Origin of the sequence: Clostridium sp. Ade.TY, from assembly GCF_000498355.1 — a bacterium.
Taxonomy (GTDB): Bacteria; Bacillota; Clostridia; order Clostridiales; family Clostridiaceae; genus Clostridium.
In genome coordinates this window covers 180,999-205,849 of the sequence record NZ_AVSV01000022.1, presented here as the reverse complement: position 1 = coordinate 205,849, position 24,851 = coordinate 180,999, and the positions used below count along the sequence as shown (strand labels likewise).

At 27.4% G+C, this 24,851-nt stretch carries 49 protein-coding genes and 1 tRNA gene; 3 read left to right on the top strand and 47 right to left on the bottom strand.

Features of this window, described 5'->3' with window-relative positions; all coding sequences use genetic code 11:
- Nucleotides 1-32 precede the first annotated feature (32 nt).
- From O212_RS0108430 to O212_RS0108225, 41 genes are all read right to left on the bottom strand, one after another.
- A complete protein-coding gene (locus O212_RS0108430; protein WP_024614674.1) occupies nt 33-461 on the bottom strand; it encodes a hypothetical protein in 429 nt (142 codons plus the stop codon).
- Between the two features lie 60 nt (nt 462-521).
- Nucleotides 522-588, bottom strand: a tRNA-Glu gene (locus tag O212_RS0108425).
- A 236-nt stretch (nt 589-824) separates the two neighbouring features.
- A complete protein-coding gene (locus O212_RS0108420) occupies nt 825-1,355 on the bottom strand; it encodes a hypothetical protein (RefSeq protein ID WP_024614673.1) in 531 nt (176 codons plus the stop codon).
- Nucleotides 1,356-1,360: 5 nt separating this feature from the next.
- Nucleotides 1,361-1,693, bottom strand: a complete 333-nt coding sequence (locus O212_RS0108415; protein WP_024614672.1) for a hypothetical protein — start codon at nt 1,691-1,693, stop codon at nt 1,361-1,363.
- A 39-nt stretch (nt 1,694-1,732) separates the two neighbouring features.
- Complete coding sequence (locus tag O212_RS0108410; RefSeq protein ID WP_024614671.1) at nt 1,733-1,993, bottom strand: hypothetical protein; 261 nt, start codon at nt 1,991-1,993, stop codon at nt 1,733-1,735.
- Nucleotides 1,994-1,997: 4 nt separating this feature from the next.
- Nucleotides 1,998-2,465, bottom strand: coding sequence for a YopX family protein (locus O212_RS16210; RefSeq protein WP_024614670.1), 468 nt, complete (start codon nt 2,463-2,465; stop codon nt 1,998-2,000).
- Nucleotides 2,466-2,580: 115 nt separating this feature from the next.
- Entirely contained in the window at nt 2,581-2,862 is a 282-nt protein-coding gene (locus O212_RS0108400) for a hypothetical protein (protein WP_024614669.1), read from the bottom strand.
- A 12-nt stretch (nt 2,863-2,874) separates the two neighbouring features.
- The gene (locus tag O212_RS0108395; protein ID WP_024614668.1) at nt 2,875-3,402 is read right to left on the bottom strand and encodes a hypothetical protein; all 528 of its coding nucleotides are present in this window, start codon (nt 3,400-3,402) and stop codon (nt 2,875-2,877) included.
- Nucleotides 3,403-3,405: 3 nt separating this feature from the next.
- The gene (locus O212_RS16005; RefSeq protein ID WP_024614667.1) at nt 3,406-3,594 is read right to left on the bottom strand and encodes a hypothetical protein; all 189 of its coding nucleotides are present in this window, start codon (nt 3,592-3,594) and stop codon (nt 3,406-3,408) included.
- On the bottom strand, nt 3,591-3,770 hold the full coding sequence (locus tag O212_RS0108385) for a hypothetical protein (RefSeq protein WP_024614666.1): 180 nt from the start codon (nt 3,768-3,770) through the stop codon (nt 3,591-3,593). The genes O212_RS16005 and O212_RS0108385 overlap by 4 nt, the downstream gene beginning before the upstream one ends.
- A 29-nt stretch (nt 3,771-3,799) precedes the next feature.
- Complete coding sequence (locus O212_RS16000) at nt 3,800-4,216, bottom strand: hypothetical protein (RefSeq protein WP_024614665.1); 417 nt, start codon at nt 4,214-4,216, stop codon at nt 3,800-3,802.
- 41 nt (nt 4,217-4,257) lie between these two features.
- Nucleotides 4,258-4,434 carry a hypothetical protein gene (locus O212_RS16690; RefSeq protein ID WP_160166412.1) on the bottom strand — a complete coding sequence of 59 codons (177 nt, stop codon included), beginning with the start codon at nt 4,432-4,434 and terminating at the stop codon, nt 4,258-4,260.
- 37 nt (nt 4,435-4,471) lie between these two features.
- Nucleotides 4,472-4,774: a hypothetical protein gene (locus O212_RS0108370; RefSeq protein ID WP_152524857.1), complete on the bottom strand. Its 303-nt coding sequence runs from the start codon at nt 4,772-4,774 to the stop codon at nt 4,472-4,474.
- Nucleotide 4,775: 1 nt separating this feature from the next.
- Nucleotides 4,776-4,985 (bottom strand): hypothetical protein, encoded by a 210-nt coding sequence (locus tag O212_RS0108365; protein WP_024614663.1) that lies wholly within the window; start codon nt 4,983-4,985, stop codon nt 4,776-4,778.
- 4 nt (nt 4,986-4,989) lie between these two features.
- Nucleotides 4,990-5,166, bottom strand: a complete 177-nt coding sequence (locus tag O212_RS16840) for a DUF6877 family protein (protein WP_173391482.1) — start codon at nt 5,164-5,166, stop codon at nt 4,990-4,992.
- Between the two features lie 2 nt (nt 5,167-5,168).
- Complete coding sequence (locus O212_RS0108355; protein WP_024614662.1) at nt 5,169-5,393, bottom strand: hypothetical protein; 225 nt, start codon at nt 5,391-5,393, stop codon at nt 5,169-5,171.
- 111 nt (nt 5,394-5,504) lie between these two features.
- A complete protein-coding gene (locus O212_RS0108350) occupies nt 5,505-6,536 on the bottom strand; it encodes a nucleoid-associated protein (RefSeq protein WP_024614661.1) in 1,032 nt (343 codons plus the stop codon).
- Entirely contained in the window at nt 6,523-6,786 is a 264-nt protein-coding gene (locus O212_RS0108345) for a hypothetical protein (RefSeq protein ID WP_024614660.1), read from the bottom strand. The genes O212_RS0108350 and O212_RS0108345 overlap by 14 nt, the downstream gene beginning before the upstream one ends.
- Before the next feature lie 14 nt (nt 6,787-6,800).
- Nucleotides 6,801-7,202, bottom strand: coding sequence for a single-stranded DNA-binding protein (locus tag O212_RS0108340; RefSeq protein ID WP_024614659.1), 402 nt, complete (start codon nt 7,200-7,202; stop codon nt 6,801-6,803).
- A gap of 118 nt (nt 7,203-7,320) precedes the next feature.
- Entirely contained in the window at nt 7,321-8,175 is an 855-nt protein-coding gene (locus O212_RS0108335; protein WP_024614658.1) for a hypothetical protein, read from the bottom strand.
- Nucleotides 8,168-8,329 carry a hypothetical protein gene (locus O212_RS16685; RefSeq protein ID WP_160166411.1) on the bottom strand — a complete coding sequence of 54 codons (162 nt, stop codon included), beginning with the start codon at nt 8,327-8,329 and terminating at the stop codon, nt 8,168-8,170. The genes O212_RS0108335 and O212_RS16685 overlap by 8 nt, the downstream gene beginning before the upstream one ends.
- Nucleotides 8,330-8,335: 6 nt before the next feature.
- The gene (locus tag O212_RS0108325; protein ID WP_024614657.1) at nt 8,336-9,082 is read right to left on the bottom strand and encodes an ATP-binding protein; all 747 of its coding nucleotides are present in this window, start codon (nt 9,080-9,082) and stop codon (nt 8,336-8,338) included.
- Nucleotides 9,036-9,911 (bottom strand): hypothetical protein, encoded by an 876-nt coding sequence (locus O212_RS15995; RefSeq protein ID WP_024614656.1) that lies wholly within the window; start codon nt 9,909-9,911, stop codon nt 9,036-9,038. The genes O212_RS0108325 and O212_RS15995 overlap by 47 nt, the downstream gene beginning before the upstream one ends.
- An 11-nt stretch (nt 9,912-9,922) precedes the next feature.
- Nucleotides 9,923-10,084 (bottom strand): hypothetical protein, encoded by a 162-nt coding sequence (locus O212_RS16680; RefSeq protein WP_160166410.1) that lies wholly within the window; start codon nt 10,082-10,084, stop codon nt 9,923-9,925.
- Nucleotides 10,077-10,289 carry a hypothetical protein gene (locus O212_RS0108310; RefSeq protein WP_024614655.1) on the bottom strand — a complete coding sequence of 71 codons (213 nt, stop codon included), beginning with the start codon at nt 10,287-10,289 and terminating at the stop codon, nt 10,077-10,079. The genes O212_RS16680 and O212_RS0108310 overlap by 8 nt, the downstream gene beginning before the upstream one ends.
- A 29-nt stretch (nt 10,290-10,318) precedes the next feature.
- Nucleotides 10,319-10,624 carry a hypothetical protein gene (locus O212_RS0108305; protein WP_024614654.1) on the bottom strand — a complete coding sequence of 102 codons (306 nt, stop codon included), beginning with the start codon at nt 10,622-10,624 and terminating at the stop codon, nt 10,319-10,321.
- A gap of 19 nt (nt 10,625-10,643) precedes the next feature.
- Nucleotides 10,644-11,351 (bottom strand): MBL fold metallo-hydrolase, encoded by a 708-nt coding sequence (locus tag O212_RS0108300; protein WP_024614653.1) that lies wholly within the window; start codon nt 11,349-11,351, stop codon nt 10,644-10,646.
- A complete protein-coding gene (locus tag O212_RS0108295) occupies nt 11,348-11,620 on the bottom strand; it encodes a hypothetical protein (protein ID WP_024614652.1) in 273 nt (90 codons plus the stop codon). The genes O212_RS0108300 and O212_RS0108295 overlap by 4 nt, the downstream gene beginning before the upstream one ends.
- Before the next feature lie 12 nt (nt 11,621-11,632).
- Nucleotides 11,633-12,547: a RecT family recombinase gene (locus tag O212_RS0108290; protein ID WP_024614651.1), complete on the bottom strand. Its 915-nt coding sequence runs from the start codon at nt 12,545-12,547 to the stop codon at nt 11,633-11,635.
- Nucleotides 12,548-12,550: 3 nt separating this feature from the next.
- Entirely contained in the window at nt 12,551-12,700 is a 150-nt protein-coding gene (locus O212_RS16675; RefSeq protein WP_160166409.1) for a hypothetical protein, read from the bottom strand.
- Entirely contained in the window at nt 12,700-12,882 is a 183-nt protein-coding gene (locus O212_RS0108280; protein WP_024614650.1) for a hypothetical protein, read from the bottom strand. The genes O212_RS16675 and O212_RS0108280 overlap by 1 nt, the downstream gene beginning before the upstream one ends.
- 143 nt (nt 12,883-13,025) lie before the next feature.
- Nucleotides 13,026-14,990, bottom strand: coding sequence for an AAA family ATPase (locus O212_RS0108275; protein WP_024614649.1), 1,965 nt, complete (start codon nt 14,988-14,990; stop codon nt 13,026-13,028).
- The gene (locus O212_RS0108270; protein ID WP_024614648.1) at nt 14,981-15,223 is read right to left on the bottom strand and encodes a hypothetical protein; all 243 of its coding nucleotides are present in this window, start codon (nt 15,221-15,223) and stop codon (nt 14,981-14,983) included. The genes O212_RS0108275 and O212_RS0108270 overlap by 10 nt, the downstream gene beginning before the upstream one ends.
- 110 nt (nt 15,224-15,333) lie before the next feature.
- On the bottom strand, nt 15,334-15,570 hold the full coding sequence (locus tag O212_RS0108260) for a hypothetical protein (protein WP_024614647.1): 237 nt from the start codon (nt 15,568-15,570) through the stop codon (nt 15,334-15,336).
- 3 nt (nt 15,571-15,573) lie between these two features.
- Entirely contained in the window at nt 15,574-15,756 is a 183-nt protein-coding gene (locus O212_RS0108255) for a hypothetical protein (RefSeq protein WP_024614646.1), read from the bottom strand.
- Between the two features lie 19 nt (nt 15,757-15,775).
- Complete coding sequence (locus O212_RS0108250) at nt 15,776-15,961, bottom strand: hypothetical protein (protein WP_024614645.1); 186 nt, start codon at nt 15,959-15,961, stop codon at nt 15,776-15,778.
- 5 nt (nt 15,962-15,966) lie between these two features.
- Nucleotides 15,967-16,206, bottom strand: a complete 240-nt coding sequence (locus O212_RS0108245; RefSeq protein WP_024614644.1) for an AbrB/MazE/SpoVT family DNA-binding domain-containing protein — start codon at nt 16,204-16,206, stop codon at nt 15,967-15,969.
- A gap of 15 nt (nt 16,207-16,221) precedes the next feature.
- Nucleotides 16,222-16,404 carry a hypothetical protein gene (locus O212_RS0108240; RefSeq protein WP_024614643.1) on the bottom strand — a complete coding sequence of 61 codons (183 nt, stop codon included), beginning with the start codon at nt 16,402-16,404 and terminating at the stop codon, nt 16,222-16,224.
- Nucleotides 16,405-16,416: 12 nt separating this feature from the next.
- Nucleotides 16,417-17,145, bottom strand: coding sequence for a Rha family transcriptional regulator (locus O212_RS0108235; protein WP_024614642.1), 729 nt, complete (start codon nt 17,143-17,145; stop codon nt 16,417-16,419).
- The gene (locus O212_RS16670) at nt 17,145-17,291 is read right to left on the bottom strand and encodes a hypothetical protein (protein ID WP_160166408.1); all 147 of its coding nucleotides are present in this window, start codon (nt 17,289-17,291) and stop codon (nt 17,145-17,147) included. The genes O212_RS0108235 and O212_RS16670 overlap by 1 nt, the downstream gene beginning before the upstream one ends.
- On the bottom strand, nt 17,281-17,499 hold the full coding sequence (locus O212_RS0108225; protein ID WP_024614641.1) for a helix-turn-helix transcriptional regulator: 219 nt from the start codon (nt 17,497-17,499) through the stop codon (nt 17,281-17,283). The genes O212_RS16670 and O212_RS0108225 overlap by 11 nt, the downstream gene beginning before the upstream one ends.
- Nucleotides 17,500-17,783: 284 nt before the next feature.
- Between O212_RS0108225 and O212_RS0108220 the strand changes: the two genes are divergently transcribed.
- Together O212_RS0108220 and O212_RS0108215 are read left to right on the top strand one after the other, a co-directional pair.
- Nucleotides 17,784-18,167: a helix-turn-helix transcriptional regulator gene (locus O212_RS0108220; protein WP_024614640.1), complete on the top strand. Its 384-nt coding sequence runs from the start codon at nt 17,784-17,786 to the stop codon at nt 18,165-18,167.
- An 11-nt stretch (nt 18,168-18,178) separates the two neighbouring features.
- Entirely contained in the window at nt 18,179-19,852 is a 1,674-nt protein-coding gene (locus O212_RS0108215) for a recombinase family protein (RefSeq protein WP_024614639.1), read from the top strand.
- On the opposite strand, the gene O212_RS0108210 is transcribed toward O212_RS0108215, so the two are convergent.
- On the bottom strand, nt 19,784-20,848 hold the full coding sequence (locus tag O212_RS0108210; protein ID WP_024614638.1) for a YifB family Mg chelatase-like AAA ATPase: 1,065 nt from the start codon (nt 20,846-20,848) through the stop codon (nt 19,784-19,786). The two genes, O212_RS0108215 and O212_RS0108210, sit on opposite strands and share 69 nt — an antisense overlap.
- 107 nt (nt 20,849-20,955) lie before the next feature.
- Between O212_RS0108210 and O212_RS0108205 the strand changes: the two genes are divergently transcribed.
- Nucleotides 20,956-21,321, top strand: coding sequence for a YraN family protein (locus O212_RS0108205; RefSeq protein ID WP_024614637.1), 366 nt, complete (start codon nt 20,956-20,958; stop codon nt 21,319-21,321).
- Between the two features lie 32 nt (nt 21,322-21,353).
- Here O212_RS0108205 and O212_RS0108200 read toward each other — a convergent pair whose 3' ends face one another.
- The 5 genes from O212_RS0108200 to rimM form a co-directional block, all read right to left on the bottom strand.
- A complete protein-coding gene (locus tag O212_RS0108200) occupies nt 21,354-22,160 on the bottom strand; it encodes a ribonuclease HII (protein WP_024614636.1) in 807 nt (268 codons plus the stop codon).
- A gap of 21 nt (nt 22,161-22,181) precedes the next feature.
- Nucleotides 22,182-23,024, bottom strand: coding sequence for a ribosome biogenesis GTPase YlqF (gene ylqF, locus O212_RS0108195; protein ID WP_024614635.1), 843 nt, complete (start codon nt 23,022-23,024; stop codon nt 22,182-22,184).
- A gap of 79 nt (nt 23,025-23,103) precedes the next feature.
- Nucleotides 23,104-23,454 carry a 50S ribosomal protein L19 gene (gene rplS / locus O212_RS0108190; RefSeq protein ID WP_024614634.1) on the bottom strand — a complete coding sequence of 117 codons (351 nt, stop codon included), beginning with the start codon at nt 23,452-23,454 and terminating at the stop codon, nt 23,104-23,106.
- A gap of 117 nt (nt 23,455-23,571) precedes the next feature.
- Nucleotides 23,572-24,288, bottom strand: coding sequence for a tRNA (guanosine(37)-N1)-methyltransferase TrmD (trmD, locus tag O212_RS0108185; protein ID WP_024614633.1), 717 nt, complete (start codon nt 24,286-24,288; stop codon nt 23,572-23,574).
- Nucleotides 24,278-24,775, bottom strand: coding sequence for a ribosome maturation factor RimM (gene rimM, locus O212_RS0108180; protein ID WP_024614632.1), 498 nt, complete (start codon nt 24,773-24,775; stop codon nt 24,278-24,280). The genes trmD and rimM overlap by 11 nt, the downstream gene beginning before the upstream one ends.
- Nucleotides 24,776-24,851 lie beyond the last annotated feature (76 nt).

The window sequence follows — 24,851 nt, the reverse complement described above, 5'->3', positions numbered from 1 at the left end:
AAAATGATTCCTTAATTTTAAGGAATCATTTTTTAATATAAGTCTTTAGAAAATATTTTAATAACTTTTTTTCTTTCTCTATATAATGTAGATAGTGAAATATTTAAATCACTACATAAATTTTCATTGTTTAATTTTTCAAATTTATCTTTGGCAAAACATTCAACTAATATTTTTTTAGCAATAGGATCTAATTTACTTAAGGCAGTTTCTATATATTTAACAAAAGCTTTATGAACTTTTAATTTGTTTTCTAATACTGTTTTTTCATCAATTAACTTTTCTTTTTTATAAGATTCTTTTTTACAACCAGTTGGGCTTGGCATATCAGAATATTCCATACCGCTTACACCTTCTAATTCATAATTTATTACTTCTAATTTATTTAATATATTAGGAATTGTTCTATTTTTTAATCTATTATATTTTTTTAATTCCTCAATAACTTTAGATTCTTTCAAATATATTACTCCTTTCAATTTGCAAAAAAGCACTCAAATAGTTCTTATGAAGAATAATAATAGAGATAAAAGGACTTGAACCTTTATCTTAGAATGAAAGTCTATGCTTTACTTAAGCTATATCTCCTTAATGGTAGGAACTTAATCCTACCTATGGGTTAAAAGGGTATTGAAATTTATGAGAGGAAGGTGAATGATTTGCACATTCATAATACTATTCCTTCCATGTTGCAGGGAACTTAATCCCTGCTGATGCTTCTTACATAAGGAGGTTTTCAAGAAAAACTTTAACCATCGACCATATTTATTATCTCATATATTTTCACTTATAATTTATCATCTTTTTATCAAATGTTTATCATTTTAAGCCTTTTTTCTGAACATTAACGTATTTTTATATTCTGCAATTATTTCAATAACTTCTTCTCCCTTTCTGTAAGCTGTAGCTTGAGCCATATTTAAACTTCTCGCTATTTGTAATACACTTTTTTTATCACAATATTTTAGTTCTATATATCTTCTATCTTCTTCATCTAAAGTCTTTAAATTACCTTCCATATTTTCTATATAGTTTTCTTTTTCTCTTATTTCAAATTTTTTTCTAAATATTTTTTTACTGATTATAAGATGTTCTTTTTCTAACTTAGTTATTTCTTTACATATTTGCTCTTCTGCAAAGCTACTACCATTAGGTGATGTTTGTACTCTTTCTGTTATTCCAACTCCATTTTGATAATAATCTATAGTAAAATTAGCGTTCTTTATATCATCTTCTATTTTATTTAATCTTCTTTCTAAACTTTCTATTTGATTTTTTAAATATATTATTTGTTTTTTATATTTAAAATATATCTTTATTTCTTCCTCTGTCTTATCAAACAAAAACTTATCCATATTCATCACCTACATTTATAAAAATCTTTAATTAATTCTTTAACATCATTTACACTATTCTTAGCTTCAATGTTAAATTTATTAAGAAGTATATCTCCAAGTTTTAATTTTATATTATTTATAAAATCCCTAACTGTATCTTGGTTTTCTTCACTAACATGCCATTTTATTAAATTGCTACTATAGTAATTTAGAAAATTTATAAGGAACTCTTTTTCTTCATCATTTAAATTCAACTTTTTCTTTTTGGATCCACTAACTATATTAATTTTTTCTTCAACTTTTACTTCCTTAATATCAAGATCATTATCAAATATACTTGTTTGTCCATCTATCATATAATCACCTTCTACCATTTTCCTAACGTCAGCAATATGCTAATAATTAAGCAATAAATCTAATTCATCTACATCACAATATGTATTATCTAAATATTCTTGAATATCTATTAATTCGATATTTTCTTTAATTGGTAATAGTTTTACACAAGCTTTATGAAGCTTTTCATATTCTTCATCACTTGGCTTTTTCTTGGCATCTATAGTTATTTTTATATAACCATAATCCTTATTTCCTTCTTCATCCTCAGCTAAGCCCCATGCTTTATAACAAAAAGGTACCTTAATTATTTTATCCATTCTTCTATTCCTCCACTTCTAATAACTCTGGATTTTCATATATATTTCCTATTACTTCAACTTCCATAGCCTTTAAGCAACTAGGCTTTATCATCATTGTGTTACCTTTAGCGTTTCTAAGTCTATATCCTAAATTACAGCTTGATTGCCACCATTCTATAAGATTATTTTTATATTCAAATATTTCCTCGTCCTTTTTGAAATACTCATATCCCCTTTTCTTACATTTACAACGCAATATATCTCCCTCATAAATTTCCTTGCCATGCTCATCTTTCAAACCTGTATATTGCATTATTTCCGCTTCTATTCCATCTTCATAATCTAGTGCATAATGTGATTTATTGATTTCTACATCAGCTATTGTAATAACTATTTTATTTTTAGTATCTATCTCAACTCTTTCAAAATCATCTTGATATAACATGTGATTTGATGTTTTGTCCCAAATTCTAAACTTAATCTCTCTCATTTATTTCACCTCATTTATAATAAACTGGCTAAGTCTGTACAAATCGGTATTATGCATGTGATGAGGGTACATCACATCCTTTCATTTTTAAATTTAACCTAGCCAGTTATTAGCTTTATTTTTCTTCTTTTGGTTCAGGTATAGCTCCTTTAGTAACTACTGTTACATTACCAGGAGAATATATTTCTATTTCTTTACCATTTTCCATTTTAAAACTTACTTTTCCATCTTCACTAGTAGAATATTTTTGGATATTATCATACTTTATATACTGTCCATTGAAAAACAAATACGCACTATATCCATTTGTTGATTCTGATTCTGAACAACCTGCTAATCCTAAGGTTGACATTATTATTATTGTTATTAATCCTAAAATTTTTATATTTTTTCTCATATTAATCTCTCCTTATAAACTTACTGTTACAATCTTAAACTTACCTTTTGGTAAATTTCTATCGTTAAAATTTATTATTTTTCTTTTTTCCTTATCTTGACTTGAGCTATAATAAACTATTTGATTATTATTAGTTATTATAGGCATCAAATAAAAAAATTCATTATTTGAACTATATTTGTAAATTTTATAATCATATTTTGCTTTACTATTAAATTTAATATATTTGCTTTTTGAATAAGTATTACTACTGCTATTTACTATTTTGCTTTTATTACTCTTAAAAGTACTATTTGTTTTAAATTTAGAATTACTATAGGCTGATGTTTTAACTCTATTACTCATTGTATTTCTATTACTAGAATATCTAGATGTAGTATTAAATCTTGAATTTACCTTAGTTCCACTAAAACTTCTAGAACTTGTATGTGAGCTTGAATGTGAACTAGCATGTGCTGAACCTTTCGCAAATACTGTAGTAGTATTAATTGTAAATATAATAGTAAATGCTAATAACATTAAAAATACTCTGCTCTTCAATCACTAACACCTCTCTGTATCTCTCTTATAAACTCCATAGAATGTTTTATCTATTAACACAATATAACTATCCTCTTTCTCTAAGAAAACCTCATGTACACTATTTTTAGTTAATAGAGGATGGAGCCTTATCCAATCCTCCAGTAACTTTATTTTTGGTTTATCAAATATACTTATTTGAGCTCCTATCATAATATACCTTCTACTTTTGTAGTTTCCTTAACTATTCTATATTTAGCTTTAGAATTAATCTTCTTTTCTTTTTCTATGAATTTTTTCGCATCTTCTAAAGTTGCAAATGAACACATATAACACCAATTATATGATGGTTTCATGCTATCATTTTGAACCATATATCTAATACTCATTTTCCTTCACACCTTCCTCAAATTACGAATTAATACGCTCTAATAAAACTATAATCATCAGCATGTTCCCAAGTCTTAAACCATTTTGGTGCTAATTCTTCAAAAACCTTATTATATTCCTCTCTATTAGCACATATATAGCACTTCTTTTCTAATCTATATTCATTCAATCTATTTACTTTCCAACAACCATTAAATTCTTTTATATTACTTCTATTAGTTGTTCCTACATACCAATTTTCAATTTTATTATCAAGCAATATAGCATACGCAAATACTATTCTTGGATATTTTTCTTTCATGTTTTTCAATCTTTCCTCATATTCCTTACGACACTCATAAGTACAAAAGTAACCTTCATCATAAAAAGGTGTTTCTTTACCACAATTCAAACACTTTCCTGTTTCCTCTCTCCATTCTGGAATTCTAATTTCAACCATTTCCATATTCTATCCCCTTTAAATTTATATTTTTATGGTATTGTGAATTACTTTGATACTTCATTTTCCCATCTAGTTCTACAATCTTTACAACAAAAACTTTTACCAAATAAAAAATAAGTATCTGCTTTAATTGAATAAACTCCGCAATATTCACATCTATATAATCTATTTTCTATATCTAGCTTTTCTTTTATTTTATTCTTAAGTAACCACCATTCCATAAGCTAAACTCCTTATCATTTTTCTCATATTACAAACTTAACTCATCTTAAAATCATTTATATTTCTAATATTCCTATCTCCTAACATAACTTTAGGTATCATATCCTTTGTTACATTAGTCCAAACTTTATCTTTTTTTATTAAAAATTCTAGTGCATAAGGATCTATTATATCTGCAACATTAAAACACTCATTCCATAGATATTTTTTACGATCTTTATCCATAACATTAACCACCATATAGTTTTTATATATTCCTATAATCTTCCCAAATAACGGTGTATCACCTTTTGTACTTTTCTTTAATATCTTTATGTTAATTCCTTTCTTTAACATCATTTCACCTTCTCGCATTTTCTTCTCTTATTAAATCTTTAACAATTTCTATTGCTCCTTTAATTCCTAATAACTTTCCAACTACCAAATCACACTTAACATTATTTTTAAGCAAAAACTTAGATTCTTCTTCAATCTTATATTCTTCAAGTTCTAAAGCCTTTAAAACATCTGTTTTTCTTTCTTCCGCTGTTATAATTTCTGTTCTTAACATACAATCACCCTCTATTTAAAACTCTTTCTGCATATTTAAATTGTTGTTTAATATAATCATCTTCTAAAGTACCACCAGTAGCTAACCAATCACCTATTCTTTTATCTATATCTTCTAAGACCGATATAGGTAATCTATCAGAATAATTAAGAAAATCCTTAAAGTTATTAATTTTTATCATAATTACAACTCCTTATAAATCTTCACATATTCTGGATTAATAAAATGTAATCCGTACTTTGTATAATGTGCATATACTGGATTTTTCCTATAAAATGTTTTACCAAAATACACTACTTCAACCAAATTATATTTTCTAAAAGGCTTACACACTAAATTGCCTTTAAAATTTTTAATAAACTGAACTATATATCTTTTACCATCAACTGGATTAAACTTATTTTTCATACTTTTCCTTTCTTATCAATTGATTTTCATATGAGAATGAAAGGTTATAACTATAACTCAATTCACTCTCATATTTAGTTAATTAAATATCTATTTCTTTCATCTTTATCTCTACTTTTCAATTAAACTCTTAATATTCTTTAAGACTATATTTATACTTCCATCACCATTACTGATTATTTCAAACTTATCTTTATCATCATAAGAATCATCATCAATATAAATATCAATATCTGTATCAGCTTTTAGTCTTATTCGTTTTAATTTCTTTTCAACGTATGTTTTATCAATTTCAAATTCATCTTCAACATTCTTTAAAATTGTCATTTTAAAATTTTCTTGCATATCTTTAGGAATATTACTTTCAATAAAACCTTCTACATTAATTGCTTCATCTTCTTTAAGAGCAGTTCTTATTTTATCTCTAATATTTGTTGCTTGGTCCGGACTATCACTTAAATATCCTCTTACCCAATTTTCACTAGCTTTTAAAAATGCTTTTGTATTATCTCTTTCATTTATTATTAATGAACAACCTAAGAAATTGTTTATAAAGTAATTAGCACCATATTCATCTTCGTTTTTGCTTTTCTTTTGAGTATCAAGAACCATAAGATTATATTTTTCATCTTTTCTTATCGGTTTTATAAATGCTGCTTTACTTATCTTTTGGGAACTACCTGGTAATCCTGCTGATTGAGGTATTATTCCTATGCCTATCTTGTTATCTATAAAATCAACTTTGTGTGTGAAATTTTTTATATAATCCATTTTTAATATTGCAATCATTGGTCCTTTATCTGTTACTATAGATGCCACAATTAAATCACATGATGGAATATTTGTATTTCCATTCATTATTGCAAACATTTGTCTTGCAAGTTCTTTTGAAAGTCCTAGTAAATTATTATCTATTCCATTTAAAAAGTCTTGTGTTACCTCTTTTACAATGCTTCTTTCCTCATTGAATTTAGCATATTTTAAATCATCATTTTTTAAGCATTTTTCTATATGCTTGTATATAAATTTATAAGCTTCTTCATTCAAATCTAAGTAATACTCATTTAAAATAGGTTCTCCACCATTTGCATCTAAAACATGAATTACAGCATCATTTATGTTTATATCATTAATATATTCCATTTTCTTTCTCCCTTTCCTCATACATAGGTTCTAGTAATATATAAAATGGACAACTTTCTAATCCTTCTCCACTTTTTTCTCTAAATTCAACTTGCAATTTTTGTCGCCAAGTATGGCAACTAGCCTTGTAAGGACAATCGCATTTGCCTTTTTCTTTGTTAGTTTTAACTAAACATTCATCTTGATATTTACAATCATTATGACCTTCACACGTTGGATAATTCATAAAGTTACCAAAACACTTTTTCATAATTTTCTCTCCTTCTAAAATGGTAAATCCCCATCATCAACTGGTGTCATTCCATCATCAAAACTAGCTTGATTGAATCCTCCACCTGTATTATTGTTTTGATTTTTATTTCCTCCACCAACGAATTCAAAACTTTCTAATAGCACATCTGTTGTATATCTCTTTGTTCCATCTTGTGTATCATAACTGCCAGTTTGAATATGTCCTGTAAGAGCTATTTGACTTCCTTTTAGCATATACTGTGCTATTGTTTCAGCTTGTTTCCCAAATGCTACACAATTTATAAAGTCAGCTTCATTCTTTTTAAATTGCCTATTTACTGCTATTGTAAACTTACAAACTCCGTTTCCACTTCCTGCTGCAAATCTCAATTCAGGATCTTTAGTTAATCGTCCTATTAAAATTACTTTATTGATAATAACCACTCCTTAATCATATACATTGTTAATTCTTTTATTTTTAGCTTGTACAACGATTTTTATATTAAAGTAATGTAATTACACTATTTAATATTTAAACCTCTTAAAATTAATTTTAAACGTATTGCAAAACATCTTTTAATTCTGTCATTGTTCTAGCAAATTCTGCTATCTTTTCTTTTTCATATTTTCCTATTTCTTCTACACTTTTAAACTCTTTACCATTTGGGCTTATAACTGTATTATCTTTAACCTTATAAATTCCGTATTCACCTTCTATCTCTAATTCTTTTTTAATAATCTTTAATTTACTCATTTTCTTTACCTCCTTATTTTCTTCTTTATCAAGAACTATTGCTTTATCTCCAATTTCTATATTTTTTGGTATGTCCTTATGTTCCAAATTTTCATCTTCTTTATTATCATCAAATATATAAGCTAAAGCATCTTCAACATCTTTTCTACTTTCATTCATATCTTTAATCTTGACTCCTGCTAATTCATCTTTAAGTTCTTTAAATACTACTACTATATCTTTTTGAGCTATATCCTTAAATTTCTTTTCTGCCTTTATAGCTTTAACCATTGCATTTTGTGATTTAGTTCCACTTTCATAAAGTTTTTTCATTTCCTTTTTCATTTCTTCTCTTTGCTTTTCAAACATAATCATCCAATCCTTTCCGTATTTTCTTATATATTCTCTATCATCAGCATATTTATTAGCTAATACTACTAATTCTTGAATATCATTCATTGTGAATTTATCTTCATGTAATGTTATTAAAGCTGCTGAAAATGACATTTGAAAATTAACCATTTCAGCAAGGTTCATAGCAGCTGCTCTTTCCCTAACAACTCTATCTATTATTTCTTGTTTGTCCTTACTTAAGTTGTTAACCCAATCAATAGTTTTCTGATAAGCTCTCCTTTGTTGCCTATTCATTGTTTTAACTTCCAATGCATTACTCATCCTTTTTCACTTCCTTACACCAATTAGGTGTCCTTATTTTATTAACCTTAGTAGCAAAACCAAAATGATATTTATATTTGCTACATGAAATACTAATGCCATTAAATAATTTGCTTGTATCTTTTTTTAAAAATTTGCATTTATTACAATACATTTTCTATCACTCCATAAACTTTTTAAGTCTGTAGTTGCAATCACCTTTAAATGTTATTCCAAATCTTTTCCCACAACATTCTAGTATTCGCCCTCCAAGTGCTTCGTCTAAGTCTAGTAACATCATTGGAGTACATTCTGTGCTTATTAGCGTTGGAAGATAGTTTAAGTACCTATAATTCAATATTGGATATATATGTTTTAAATCTGCTTCCCTTAATTCTCCAATTAGTTTTCCTTTTTTAACTTTATCTTTGAATAAATCATCAATTATTAAGACCTTTGCTCTTTTGTATTTATCTATTTTCTTGTTGTAATACTCTTCATCCATGCTACAAGCTTTAAGCTCTCTCATCACTTCTAAATAAGGCATATAAACAACTGGTATTCTTTTATCTATTAAAGCCTTACCTACAGCAGTAACTATGTGAGTCTTTCCTGCTCCTGGTTGTCCCATAAGGCAGAAACCATTTTCTCTATCATTTTTTATAGAATCAAAAGAAGTTATATAATCTACTGCGATTTTTCTAGCTTTAGTAGTTATTTCATTCCAAGGTTCATAATCCCTTAAAGGTTTTATATCTTCAGTAGCTACACCAAAGTTTTCCCAAAGTCTATTTGCTAGATCTATTTCATAGCACTCACATCTTTTCAATCCATTTTTGCCTTGAATCCAAGTTGTATCTTTGCACTTAGCACATTTATAATTACTCGAAACATGAGAAGTCTGGCTTTTTAGTTTGGCTTGATTCATTAACCTCTCTAGGATTTCCTGCATTACTTTCACCTTCTTTATCTAAATAGTTACCTTCTAAAACTTTTGTAAAGTTATTAGGTTTAATAAGCCAATTGAATGTTATAATCCAATTCCTATTATTTTGTCCTTTAAGAAAACTGCTCTTTTCTATGCTTTTAATAGTTTCTATAACTGTTTCAATTCCATATTCCTTAATTCTTGCATTAAGCATTTTTAATCTATTGTCCTTAATGCTTTTTATCTTAGATAAGTTTAAAGAGTTCCATGCATTAGCTATAGGTACCAAACTTTTTGGTACAAGTATATCTTTAGATATACTATTATTAACCTTACCTAACCTATCCTTACCTAACTCTAACCTATCCTTACCTAACCTAACCTGGGTTTCCATTTGGTGTACATTTGGTATACCACCCTCGTTATCCCTTATATCTTCAGGTGTTTCGAGTTCTTCTGTTTCATTATTATCTTCTATTAATTTAGCTTCAAATGAATATGCTTTATTATCTTTAACTACCAATTTATTCAATTCTTCTTGATAAACTGTAGGCTTATATCTATCATTTCTAATATAATTGTGTATTCTCCAATGTTTAATAACACATATTCCATTTTCAAAAGGAATTATAAAATTCTTCATAAGAAGTAAATCAAAATCATTTTTTGATGCTCCTATCATTCTCGAGATTTTTTTTGCGTTATTTAAAAATCCATCATCATCAGCCCTCATACTCAAGTGAAAATATAATGCTTGAGTACTTAATGGCATATCTAAAAAAGCATCTGAATCTATTATTGTTTTTGCAAACATTCTTCTTTGTGCCATTCCTTCACCTCCTAGAATGGAAGTTCAAATTCAAAACTTGCTGCTAAACTTAAAGAGCTATATAACTCTTTTGTTTCTTTTGTATTCAGTTTCATTTCAACTCCATCTTTTTCTATTGTGGTTTCACAACCTTCATTTTCTTTTTCATTTGGATATATACTTACTTTAATCATCTTTTAGCACCCCTTCTTCTTTTTTCTTATAACTGCAATAAGTTACTTCAATATGTCGTTCCATAGCGAAAGTATTATCACAGTCATCACAATATATTTCATCTTCTGAATCATCCAATTCCCAACTATCAGTAAACTCATTTCCACAATAAGGACATACAACTTCTTTTGTATACAAACAATTTATATTCTCAAGATTCTTCATAGATAATTCCTCCGTTTTTGTATTACAAATCATTGTGCTATACATACACTACAAGAACAATATGCACATTCCATTTCTTCATCATTACAACTGCACTCTTCACATTTCTTCATATCATTTAACTGTCTTGGTGTTAGTTTTGTTACTATATAGCCACTTTCTTTTAATAACTTTATGGCTCTATCTTCATCTTTTGCTGTTTCAACTAGCATTTTTTCTAAATCATTAATATAGTTACATGCTTTTTTTAGCAACTCACACTCTCTCGTTCCTTCCATCTCATATTCTAAAATAGACAAATCATCTTTCATTTCTTGAACTTCCCAATTTTCCATTTTCAACTCTTCCTTTTCCTCATATTTTTACTCCTGTACCTGCTACATTAACAATGCATCCAGTAGCTTTTTGAATTTCTTCTTTGAAATAATTTGGATCTCCATATTCTCCACTTAAATGGATTAATGTAATATCTTTTGTATTGCTTAAGTCCCAACTTTTAAGAGTTTCTTTTAAAATTTCTAAACTCATATGACTACTTAATGTTCTAACTCTTTCAGGTGGAATCATATTTAAATCTCTTTCACTGTAATTACACTCAATTAAAACGTGTTCTAAGCCTTTAAACGTATACTTAAGGTAATAAGTGTCTGTTGCAAATAAAACCTTTCCTAGAGCCTTATGACTTATTAGAAACCCTAAATTAGGACAAACACTCCCGTCATTGTTTGTATGTTGGCAATCAAAAGGTAATATTGTGAATCCACCAACTTTAAATTTCTTTAATGGCTCTATAACTTTTATTCTTCTCTTATCAGTAGTTACACTATTTGCAACATCTTCATTACAATAAACATTTAAACTATGCTTTAAAGCTTGTTTTATGCCTTTAGAATGGTCTTTATGAACGTGCGAAACCAAACACCCTACTACGTTATTTAAATTGAATTTTAAGCCTTTTAGGACTTCTTTAAAGTTTATTCCAAGTTCAAGGAGAAGAATTTCTTCCCCTGCTTGAACTATATAAGAATTTCCTTTAGATCCTGTAGCTAATACCTTAATCATTCTTCACCTTCTAAATTAATGTTTTTATAATAATCTACTAATCCAGCTTTCTTGATATAGTAATATTTACTGGCACAAACTCCTTGAGTTCTACCTAATGCAAGACTTAAATCTTTGTATTTCATTGTTGGTCTCATTTGGCAAAGATATTGTAATTCTTCATCTGTCCATCTTTTTCCGTTATTTTCATGTAATTCCGGATTATATCTTAACCTATGATTAGATGCTGTATATTCATATCCTTCATCATCAAAATAAGTTTTTACCAAAATACTCACCCCTTAAAATGGAACATCTGCATCTTTTTTAGCTTGTTCTAAAGTTTCTTGAACCTCTTGTACTTCATCTACTTCTACAACTTCTGCATTTACAACTGGTGTATCTTCTTCTAAGTCTAAAGCTACTGTATTAGCATTTTCCTTTATTTCTTCCTTAACTTCTTCGTGAGTAGCTTCAACAATATCCTCTTCTCTATATTCATTAGTTCTATTTATACTTTCAATTAATGTGTCTGAATCGTCTGATGTATTAACAAATCTCTTACAAGCTCTGTTTATTACTGTTTTCTTTACCATTTCATCTTTGAAATTATTATGTGCAGTTGATTTTCCAGTTTTGTATGCTGTGCCTTGATTCCAAGCATTTTGAATTTGTTTCATATTCATTACTTCAACATAATTTGGGGCGTTTTCTCTAACAACTACTGCATAAGCTCCTAAAATATCATTTCCGATATTCTCAAATTTTTGTTCATGCTTAACAATCTCAATTAATCCTGTATCTAAATTAAGCTTGTACTCAAATTCATCACCTTTATAAATTACATTTGCAAATACATCTTTAACACCTTTAAGTCTTTTAGTAGCTGCTATATTGCCTAAGTAGCTTTTCATAAGCTGTAATTTACCACCATAAGGAACAAAGTAACATTGCTTTTTAGCTGGACTTAATCCTTGTATTGTCATATCTAATAATGCATTACATATACTAGCTTTAGAACAACTTTGTAATACTGGAACTTTATTTCTATCAACTGTTTCAGCTAGTATAAGTTGAGCTGACTTTAAAGCATTTGCATAGTTATAATTTGGTGGAAAAGCTATATCTCCACTTTGTTCAAATTCTTTAATTCTTGATAGTACACTATCTGATATACTCTTTTCTTGTTTAGTTTGTAATTGTTTATTCTCTGACATTTTTTAATCCTCACTTTCATAATTTCTTTTTATTATTCTTCTTGTAATTACTAACAGAAGTGATTCTAAAATATATAATTCATCATCACTCATTACTGGTGCTATATTATTTAGTGATTTCTGTATAAATCTTATCCTTCCTAAATCAGCCATTACTCTTCACTTTCTATCGTTTCTGTAGTTTGCTTAAGTATTCTATATTTTATTTTTGGATTAATTTTCTTTTCTTTTTCTATGAATTTTTTTGCATCTTCTAAAGTTGCGAATGAACATATATGACACCAATCATATGATGGTTTCATGCTATCATTTTGGACTATATATCTAACGCTCAATTAATTTTCCTCGCTTTCTTTTTCCATTCTTTCAATAGCACTATTTAAAATTAATCCTATTGCAGTAATTTCATTATCATTTAAATGAGGTGCTATTATTCTTATAGTTTCTAATAAGGTTCTAACCTTTGCTAAATTACTAATTATTCTTCTACCTCAACTTTTAATTCTTTGTCATTGCTAACTATTAAGTTAATTATTTGATTATCAGTTTTTATAATTTCATTTACTGCTTCTCTATTATCAATAAAAATAGGTGCTATTACGTTGTAATGATTACTTAGAGTATTTATAACCTCTAATCCTGCATTTATTTGTGAAGCTGTATTTGCATTACTATAAGGAACTCCCTCTACAAGAATTTCGCAAGTTTCTTCTAATCCACCATTGATTAGTTCATTGAATAGCTTGAATTTTAATGTTTTGAATTTCTTGTTTATTAATCCTTCTGAAAGTTCTACTTTAGTTCTTACAAACTCTTCGCATAAGAATAATTGACCTTCAAGTTCTGCAACTTTATTGCTTAAATCTCTTTCCTCTTCTCCAAGATCCTTAATTCTTTCTTTTAGTTTTTTATTATTATCTTTTGCAACTAAAAGCTTATTAACTTGTTCTAAATCACATTGAAGTTTTCTTTTATTTTCTTTTAGTTCAAAATTGCTCTCTAATTTAAAGTTACTTATATCCTCTTCTGTAGCCTTAATTTCACGTTCTAATTGTTCCTTGCCTTCAAAGTCTAAATTATCATCTAATTTAAAATTATTTATCTTATCTTCTATATTTTTAGCTTCCTGCTCTGCGACTAACTTATTTGAATTTAATTCTTCTAAATCATGTTTTATATCCCATAACTTAGCTTTAATTTCTCCAATAGAATTTTCATTTTCTTTTATTCTTTCATTAAATAAGTTACCTTTAGATACTATATCTTCTTTATTTTTAGCTTTTCTTAAGTTAAATTTTTCTTTTAAATCTTTAACGATTTCTTCTGAATTTTCTAACTCTCTATTGCAGGTAGGACAAACTGTTGCTCTTGAATCAAGTTTAAAAACTTCATTATCAATTTGTGTATACTCCGTTCTTAGTTCTGCAACTTTTATTTCATAATTTTTTATTAACTTTGCAATATCTCTTATATTATTTTCTAAGTTTCTTTGTTCTCTTTCTTTAGAATCTATTTCATAATTAAATTCTCTAACTTTATTTTTACAATCTTGAAGTTCCTTTTCTAATCTATTTAAAGGATTTCTAGCAACTAATTTGGCGTGATTTAGCTTTTCTTGATACTCCTGTCTTAAATCAAATAAGTGTTGCTTATGTTCTATTAAAACTTGATTTCCTTTGCCGTTATCTTCTAGTTGGTCATCAATTGCAGTTATCTCTCTTTCTAAGTTACCTTTTTGAATTTCTAATGCTTTGAAATCTTCATCAACTATGCTGTTATTACATTCATCAATCCTATATGGTATTTGCTTAATTTGTTCATTCAGCTTTTTAATTGTCGCTTTAGTTCTTGTTCTATAGTTATCTACAGAGTCCTCATATTTACCTTTAAGAGCTATAAGACTATCGTTATAGTTAATAACACTGTCGTCATTTATATCACCTATAATCTCTTGAATAATTTCTCTTTGTTCTTTCCAACCTAAACTAGGAAAATAAGTCGGATTAGTAACTAATTTAAAGATTTTTTCAATAAGGATTTCTTTAATCTTTTCCTCATATTCTTTTTTCTTAACTGGAATTTCATTTATGCTATAAAGTGTTTCATGTCCTGTAAATTCTTTAGTAGCCATTCCACGTTTTTTAGTCCACTTTTCTTTATAAACCTTACCTAGAGTAATGTTATTACCATCTATCTCTAAAACTGCTATTACGCTATGTTCTAAGCCATGTAATGCTTGTCCATCTTCGCCTAAAGTTTTAATCTCAAAGTTCTTTCTATCTTTAGAGTCTTTATCAAATAAAAGCCAGTTAAAAGCATCCATTATTGTTGTTTTTCCAAGTCCGTTATCTCCCTTAATGCTTGTTACTTTTCCGAACTCTACTTTAAGCTCTTTAATTCCTTTAAAATTGTGCAGCTCTAAATTTACTAATCTTATTTGCATCCAAATACCTCCTCAATATCTCCTAACGTATCTCCTGTATTTTCTAAATAAACTTGGTTGTTGTCTAAATCCACTCCTGGTGGTAATATATTATTAAAATCATTTTTCTTAGTGTCTTGGTTGTTTTGGTCGACGCCAAGACACATTTCATTTGCTTTTACAATAGATTCTCTAGCTGAAAATCCATCAAAATATAAGTTAACTGCTTCCTTTGCTATTTCAAAATTATCCATAGCTTTAATCCTCCAATGTTAAAGTCCTTATAAAGCTTTTCTTTTCATTTTTAGTCATTCCTAATCCTAAAAATTTTCTTATGAATTTAAGCATTGCTACACCTCATTGATTAATCTACTGCTCCATCATCTAAGTTTTGAAGTACATTTTCTATATTTCTCTTCATTAGTTCACTCACTAATTCATCTGTAGTAAAAGCTCCTGCTCCAAGCATTATTAAGTCCATTACTGCTTCTAAAGCTTTTATATCATTCCCTAATAAGTTTTTATCACTTTTGATGCTTTCAAATTTTTTAAGATCATGATGTAGACATTCTATTTGTTTGTACAATTCTTTCTTATCCATTTCTTAATCCTCCTTATTAATTTCATCTAAGATATAATCAATATCTTTATCACTCCATCTTGAAGGTATAGTACCAAGTTTTACTTTATCTTCTATTTCATCACAAAGTTTATCGTACTTACATTCTCTGCATTGAAATGCATTCCCACAATACTCAACCATGTTTTCTATCTTTTTTCTTTCCAATTTGATATCTCCTTTCTTTTTAAATAATGTAAACTGCTGTGTTTATAAGAACTATAAATCCTGTAAGTGCAGCTAAAAGCATTATTAAATACTCAACTCTTTCTTTTTTCTTAGTAGCATATATAAACTTTTTTGATGCTAAGAAAAAGCTTATTAGCTCTATCCCTAAAACTAACAATATAAAAATTATTTTAAAGTGCATCATTTTGATTACCTCTTAATATCCTTCAAACAGTTCTTACAAATCATTTTCCCTTTGAAATTGATAACTTCTTTAGCATCACCACAGAATATACAAGCTGGTTCATATTTCTTTAATATAATTTGTTCACCTTCCACAAAAATTTCTAAAGAATCTCTTTCTGCTATATCTAGAGTTCTTCTTAACTCTATTGGAAGAACTATCCTTCCTAATTCATCTACTTTTCTTACGATTCCTGTACTTCTCATTTTTAAAATCCTCCTTTAAATGTATCTTTTTACAAGATTTAGACTTCTATTGCATATAAGAATAAATTCTTGAGAGCTAGTCCTCTTATTAAACATAACCTTATTGAATTTAATATCATCTTCTGTAATCTTAAGTATTTCTTTAAATTGCTCTTTAGTAGTAATTTGCTTTAACTTATCCAAATACTTTAAAAGCATATCTATTTCTCCTTAGAATTGAATTTGACTATTAGCACCTTTTATCATTAGTTCTAATTCTCTTGGCGCTTTCCAATCTATTAATATCCTTCTAGCAAAATCTAAATCCTTAACTGCTGTATTCTTATAAGAATTAACTCCTAAAATCCTTTTATAATCCTTCCAAATTTGACTAAAAGCTTTCTTATTTAGTTCTTTATATGCAGGTGTATCTTTACCACCTAATGCTTGTACTACAACTTTTCTTGCTAAACTATTTAGTTCTTCCTGCTGGCTATAATCAATAGTCATAGTATTTTCTAATTTTTTAACTCTGTTATCAATTTCTAATGTTTTCTTATCTAACATTAAAATTGACTTAAGTTCAGGACTCATTCCCTTATAAGGATCTAATGTTTGCTCCATTTTATTAAATGCTTCAATATATTTAAGTTTCCAATTATCAGCCTTTGCTCCTGTGAAACCCATAACCAAAAAACTAAATCCATCTCTAGTTAATAAATATTCTTTAGAATTTCTATTGGATTTATCTTTATACGTGCTTTCTATAAAATATTTAGGTGAACGTAAAATTTCGTTGACCTCCATCTTTTCTTCTATAGTTTTAATAACATCAGCATGTCTCTTTTCAAAATCTTCTGCTACTTGTCTACTACTTACTACAAGTTGTCCTTCTTTAGTTTGAATTTCAACCATTTGTTTCCTTACTAAATCAGTTCCTTTTCGTGTAACCTCTTCCATTACTTCCCCTCCTTAATTTCATAACCTGGACCTAATACAACTAGAACCGCATTATTTAATGCATCATTATTTGCACTTTCATTTGAATTTGCTTTTATAATCATTGTTCTTCTTTTCCCTTTAACTACAACTGTCTTAAATATCATTTTCCTTACCTTCTTCCTCATAAATTTTATTGATAGAACAATCCATAGCTTTACTAATTTTATAAGCATTTTCTACCGTCATTTTTTTAAAATCTCTTTTATCATTAACTAATGTTGATATAACAGATTTATGGACCCCTGCTTTTTTTGCAAAATTTACAACTCCGAGATTAGATGAAGTTATAAATTGCTTTATAGCCTTATTCAACTTAACACCTCTTTTCCCTTCGTTCCTTTCTCGGAACTTATGGCTTTATTATAATTCCGTTTACGGAAATAGACAAATTTTATTTTTCTCTATTTATAGACAAATTTAACTATTTATAAAATTTATATTAATTTTTCTACATTTTTCTACGTTTTACTCAATTTTAAAAAGTTTTCCTAAAAAAATTAATAGTTTTTTCTCTATTTTCTGTTGCATAAACGGAACAATGTGTTAAAATAGTTCTATAAACAGAACAATTTTTATTTAAAAAGGAGTTAATTAAAATGGAAATAAGTATTGTAGGTAAAAATATAAAAAGGTTAAGAGAAGAAAAAAATATGAGTCAAGCAGACTTAGTTAGAAAGGCTGGAGTTGGTAAGGCTACTATAAATGAAATAGAAAATGGAAAAAGAAAAAATTTAAATAGTAATACAATGAATAAAATAAGTACTGCTCTTAATGTAAGTGTAGAAGAATTATTTATGGAAGATGGACAACAAGAATACTGTGTAACTGATATAAAAGAAGCTTTAAACTTAATACTTAGTTCTGATGAGTTAACACTAAATGATAAAGAATTAACTGATACTGAAAGAAATCTAATTGAAGAAACATTAAATGATGTATTTAATTTTATTATTAAAAAAAGAGAGAAATTTAATAAATAGAGGTGATTATTATGAAGAAAGTTGCTTTATATTGCAGAGTTAGTAGTGATGATCAAAAAGAAAGAGAAACTATAGAAAATCAAGTTGAAATACTTAATACTTATGTTGAAATGAAGGACGACTTAAGTATTTATAAAGAATATTTAGATGATGGAATCTCTGGAACTGTTGCTTTTGAAGAAAGACCAGCAGGAAAAGACTTAATTAATGATGCTAAAGAAGGATTATTTGATACAATTTTAGTTTGGAAAATTGATAGATTTGGTAGAGATACATTAAGCGGATTAAGTGCTATTGAAACATTGAGAAAATATGATATAGAAATAATGAGTGTTACAGAACCTTTTGATCTTAACACTCCCACTGGTAGATTCCAATTTATCACCTATCTTAATATGGCAGAATTAGAACGAAATAATATATTAGATAGAATGTTCTTAGGAGCTACAAGAGCAGCTAAGAAAGGTAAATGGCTTGGTGGAATAGTACCTTATGGTTATTTTGTAAATAAAGATGGCTATTTAGAAATAAATGATGATGAAGCTAAAATTATAAAAAAGATATTTGATATGTATGTTAATGATAAATCATCTACATTGGAGATTGCACTTTATTTAAATTCTTTAAATATCCCTACCAATTATTCTAGGGGAAAAGGGAAAGGAAATAGGACTATAACCGGTAAATGGAGACAAAGTACTATATTGAGAGTTCTTACTAATACAACTTATATAGGAATACATGAATACGGGAAAAGAGGTACTAGAAGAAAAGAAACTATAATAAGGAATGTTCCTCAAATAATAGATAAAGACTTATGGAATAAGGCAAAGGAATTAAGAGGACATAATAGAAGTGTAGCTAAAAGAAATACTAAAAATGTAGATTATTTACTAAGAGGGCTTATAAAATGTGCTAAATGCGGACGAGCTTATCAAGGTGTATCTTATAAAAATGGTTCTCTTGCTTACTATGTATGTGCAACTAAAAGAGGTGATAGAAAAAAGATACTTGGAGAGAAATGCGATAATTTAAATGTTCCAAAGAATGAATTAGAAAATGCTATATGGGACATGATTAAAAATGATATTCTTCTAAATGTAGATGAAATAATTAACAATGTTACTATATCTTTAAATAAAGATACTAAACTAAATTCTGTAGAAAAAGATCTAGAAAAAATTGAATGTAAAATTAAAAATGTCGATAATGAAAAAAGTAAAATTTTAAATTTATATAGAAAAGATTTATTAACAGATGATGATGTAGAAAAGGAATTAGAAAAAATAAATATTGAAAAAGAAACTTTAAATGAACTTTATAGGAAAATAGAAAAAAAATACTCTATCGAAAATAATGTAAATAATATAACTGATAATTTTAGAGACTTAATGAAAAAATATTCAACTAACTTAGATAAAATTGATTTTAATAAGAAGAAAGAAATAATAAATTTTTTAATAGAATCTATAGAAATTGATTACGTAAAAAAAGGTTTAGATAAAATTATTACACCTAAAATAAACTTTAAATTCCCTGTTGGTAAGAATTTCAAATATGATTTGGATGTAGATGACGATTTAGATGAAAATGCAAAACTAATAAATTTAAACAAATCAACTTTTAAACTTGCATGGACAAGGATTGTAGGAAGCTACAAGCTGAAAGTCACTTTCCATCTCTAATCTTTCACTTAATCTATCGATTCTAATTATTTTTTCTTCTAATGGTCCTCTCAAAGCCTCTAAAACATCTCTTTTAAATTCCAAAATTTCATCCAAATACAATATTCCATTATGTGCTAAAGTAATTTCTCCAGGTTTTACTTCTTTTCCACCACCAATTAATGCCGTTTTACTTATTGTATTATGAGGCTCTCTAAATGGTATATTTATATTTTTATATTTATCTATCATTCCACATATTGAATATATTTTTGCAACTTCAATTTTTTCCTCTTCCGTAAGTGGTGGTAATATTGAACTCAAAGCCTTTGCAAGCATTGTTTTACCACTTCCAGGATTCCCAAACAATGCTATGTTATGCCTTCCAGCTGCTGCTATTTCTAGTGCCCTTTTAGATGATTGCTGCCCAATTATAGCACTAAAATCTAATAAACTTTCTATTTCTTTTTTATCATTATATTCACTATAGTCAACAGGTAATATATCTTCATAATTTATATAATTTATTGCATCTTTTAAGCTTTTAATTAAATATACCTCTCCTTTAGAAACTTCTAATACTTCGCTTAAATTTTCTTCAGGAATTAAAAATTTTTTTATATTATCCACCAATCCTTGAAGTAAAATTGAAATTACCCCTTTACTTTTATTAAGTCTTCCATTTAAAGATAATTCACCAATTAACAAATAATCTTCTAATTCTTTTTTTGGTATTTGGTTAGATTCCATTAATATACCAATGGCTATAGGTAAATCTAAAAGTGTTCCGACTTTTCTCATGTCAGCCGGTGCAAGATTTATTACTATCCTTCCAAGCGGAAATTCAAATCCTGAATTTATTATAGAAGCTCTAACTCTTTCTTTTGCTTCTCTTACAGACGCATCAGCGAGTCCTACGATTGAAAAACTTGGTATACCTTTTGATATATCAACTTCAACATTTATTACATTACTATTTATCCCAATATTAGTTGCACTATTTATATTTATTGCCATTTTAATCACCTCATAAATATGAGTATTAACACTAAAAAATTTTTTAATCAAATTTTAAATTAATAAAATTTTACTTTTTTGTCTATAATATATAATCGAGGTGTTATATGAAATCTTTTAATAAAAATATTGGTTATTACGGAGAAGAAATTGCTAAAGATTATTTAATTAAAAATGGTTATAAAATAGTTCATAGAAATTATTCAAATAGATTTGGCGAAATAGATATAATTTGCAAAAAAGATGATATCTTAAATTTTGTAGAAGTTAAAAGTAGATATAGTAAAAATTTTGGAACTGGTATTGAATCAATAACTTATAATAAGGTGAAGAATATAAAAAAATTAACAAAATATTTTCTATTAGGTAATAAATATAAAAATTTCTTTATTAGATTCGATGTTTTAGAAGTTTATTTTAATACAAAAAATAACGACTATAAAATTATTTTTACAAAAGATGCTTTTAGATAAAAAAGTAGTAATAGCTTTCGCTATTACTACTTTTATAATATATTTCTTAAAAAACTCATTCTGTGTATAGGTGTAGCTCCAAATTCTTTTAATGCATCTAAATGCTTTTTAGCTCCATATCCAACATTACTTTCAAATCCATACTCTGGATATTCTTTTGCCATACTTTTCATCAAGTTATCTCTATAAACTTTTGCTATTATAGATGCTGCAGCTATGCTAGCACTTTTAGTGTCACCTTTTATAACAAATTTGTTTTCTATTTCTATTCCTTTAATATTGTATCCATCAGATAAAACAATATCGGGTCTTTTTGAAAGTCCATAGGCTGCATCTAAAAATATTTTATTATTACAATATGCTATACCTTTTTCATCAATCTCATCATTAGAACATTCACTAATACAATAAGCTATTGCCTTATCCATTATTATTTTAGATAGCTCTTCTCTTTTATGCTCAGATAATTTTTTAGAATCATTAAGATAAAGTATAATTTCATCATCTAAAGAATCTAAGTCTAATATTACAGCTGCTGACACTATTGGGCCTGCAAGTGGACCCCTTCCTACTTCGTCAACTCCTGCAAGTATTTTTCCTTTAGCAAATCCTCTATCAAAATCATACATCTTCTTTACTCTTATTAGTTCATCTTCAAATTTCTTTTTTTCTTTTAATATTTTATTACCTAAACTTTGAACATTTTTTCTTTTATCATTTAATAAAATATTGCTTAAAAAATCTATATAATCCTTTTTAAAATCAAGTTCTATTTTATCAAATTCACTTTTTATATCTTTATAACTAAATTCTGATAAATTATCTTTTAAAAGATCCATATTTTATAAAACCTCCTTAAATTAAGGTCTTTCTAATGATATATTTCCTATTTTTCCGCCTCTAAATTCATCTAATAAAATAACTGCTATTCTATTATAATCTATTTCTCTACCTTTCATTATAGCTCCTCTTTTTATAGCTATAGCATCTAAAGTTTCTAATGGATTATCATATATTGTATCAATTTTATATCTTTCCATTAATTCATCAGGGTAATATTGTTGTAATCTTTCAACTAACCTATAAGCTAAATCTTCAATATCCATTATTTCATCTTTTATTGCCCCTGTAAAAGCAAGATTTAATGCTGTTTCATCATCTTCAAACTTAGGCCATAAAACTCCTGGTGTATCTAACATCTCAACATCCATGGCTGTTTTTATCCATCTCTTACTTTTAGTAACACCTGGTCTATCACCAGTTTGTGCTATATTATTTCTAGCCATTTTATTTATAAATGTTGACTTACCAACATTAGGTATACCTACTACCATAACTCTTGTCATTATTGTTTTCATACCTTTTTCTCTAAGTCTATCATGTTTTTCTTTTAATAATTCATTAAGAGCTGGCTTTATTTTTTGAAGTCCACTTCCTTTTAAGCAGTTTACTTCTAAAACTTTAACATTATCTTTTGTTAAACTTTTCATCCATTCTCTTGTAACTTTAGATTCAGTTAAATCACTTTTATTTAAAAGTATTAATCTTGGTTTATTTCCAACTAATTTATCTATATCAGGATTAGCAGAACTTTTTGGGATTCTTGCATCTCTAATTTCAATAATTGCATCTACAACTTTTAAATTTTCTTTTATTTCTCTTTGAGTCTTTTTCATATGCCCAGGAAACCAATTTATTGCCATAAAAAATTCCTCCTTTAATTTTTAAATTTATTTATAGAAAAAAAAGAGACTTAATTCTAAGCCTCTTCTTTATGGTTAATTATCTTACTAATAATTCTTTAACCTTAGCAGCCTTACCTACTCTATCTCTTAAGTAGAATAACTTAGCTCTTCTTACTTTACCTCTTCTAGTCACTTCAATTTTTTGAATCATTGGAGCGTTCATTGGGAAAGTCTTTTCAACTCCTGTACCGTAAGCTAATCTTCTTACAGTGAAAGTTTCTCTTAAACCACCGTTTTGTTTCTTAATAACAGTTCCTTCGAATACTTGGATTCTTTCTCTGTTACCTTCTTTTATTAATTGGTGAACTTTTATGTTGTCTCCAACGTTGAATCCTGGTAAATCATTTCTTATTTGTTCTTGTTCGATTGCTCTTAAAATTTCGTTCATTGTGCATTCCCTCCTAAAATTAATTTGACGTTCATTCCGGAGCTTAAAATCCAGAAGAGGACCGCCCGTACTAGCACAAAGCATATTCTATCATAAAATATATTTTTTTGCAATAATTTATTTATTATGACTTTTCAATATTTTTTTATCTTCTTTTGTTAATTCTATTTTTTCAAATAAATCTTTTCTTCTATCTTTTGTAATTATTAAAGACTGTAATCTTCTCCACTTTCTAATATTTTCATGATGCCCTGATAATAGTATATCAGGTACTCTTTTACCTTCAAATTCTTCTGGTCTTGTATACTGTGGATATTCTAATAATCCATTTGAAAATGATTCATCCATAAAGCTTTCTTCTTTTCCTAAAACGCCTGGCTTTAATCTTAAAATAGAATCAATAACTGGAATTGCAGCCATTTCTCCTCCAGTTAATATAAAATCTCCAAGAGAAACTTCTAAGTCTATGTATTCGTATATTCTCTCGTCAATTCCTTCATAATGCCCACATAAAAATATTAGTTCTTCTTCTTTTGCTAATTCCTTTGAAAGATCATGATTGAAATTTTTACCTCTAGGCCCTAAAAAAATTACTTTACCTTTATTTTTTTTCTTACATTCTCTTATGGTATCTATTACTGGTTGAGGCGCCATAACCATACCAGCACCACCACCATAAGGGTAATCATCAACCTTTTTATGCTTGTTTTTAGTATAGTCTCTTATATTTAAAGTTTCTATTTCTATAAGCCCCTTCTCTTGTGCTTTTCCTATAATACTATGATTAAAAATCGAAAACATTTCAGGAAAAAGAGTTAATATACTAACCTTCATCTAACCATTCTCCTACAGGTCTTATAATAATTTTTTCTTCTTCTAAATCAATATCTAAAACTATATCTTTAAGTACAGGTATTAATAATTCTTTTGGTTTTCTTATCCAATATACATCATTATTTTTAGTTTCTATAACTTCATATATAGCTCCAAGGTCATTTCCATCTGTATCAAACACATGAATTCCTATAAGATCTCTAGCATAAAAAGTATCTTCTGGAAGTTCTGGCTCCATATCTCTTGGTACTTCTATAATTTTATTTTTATATTTTTCAGCATCATCAATTGATTCTATTCCTTCAATTTTTAATATAACTCTATCTTTTTGGAATTTTACACCTAATATTTTTCTTTCTATACCATCAACAAAAACAGTTTCATATCTCTTAAAATTATTTACATCTTGAGTAGAAGGTATAACTTTAACTTCACCTTTTAATCCATGAGTATTAACTATTTTTCCTACTTTAAAAAATTCTCTCATATCTTTATCACCTCTTTTTTATAATTACAAATTTTATAAATTATATGCTTTTATTATATAAAAAGAGTTAGGCTTA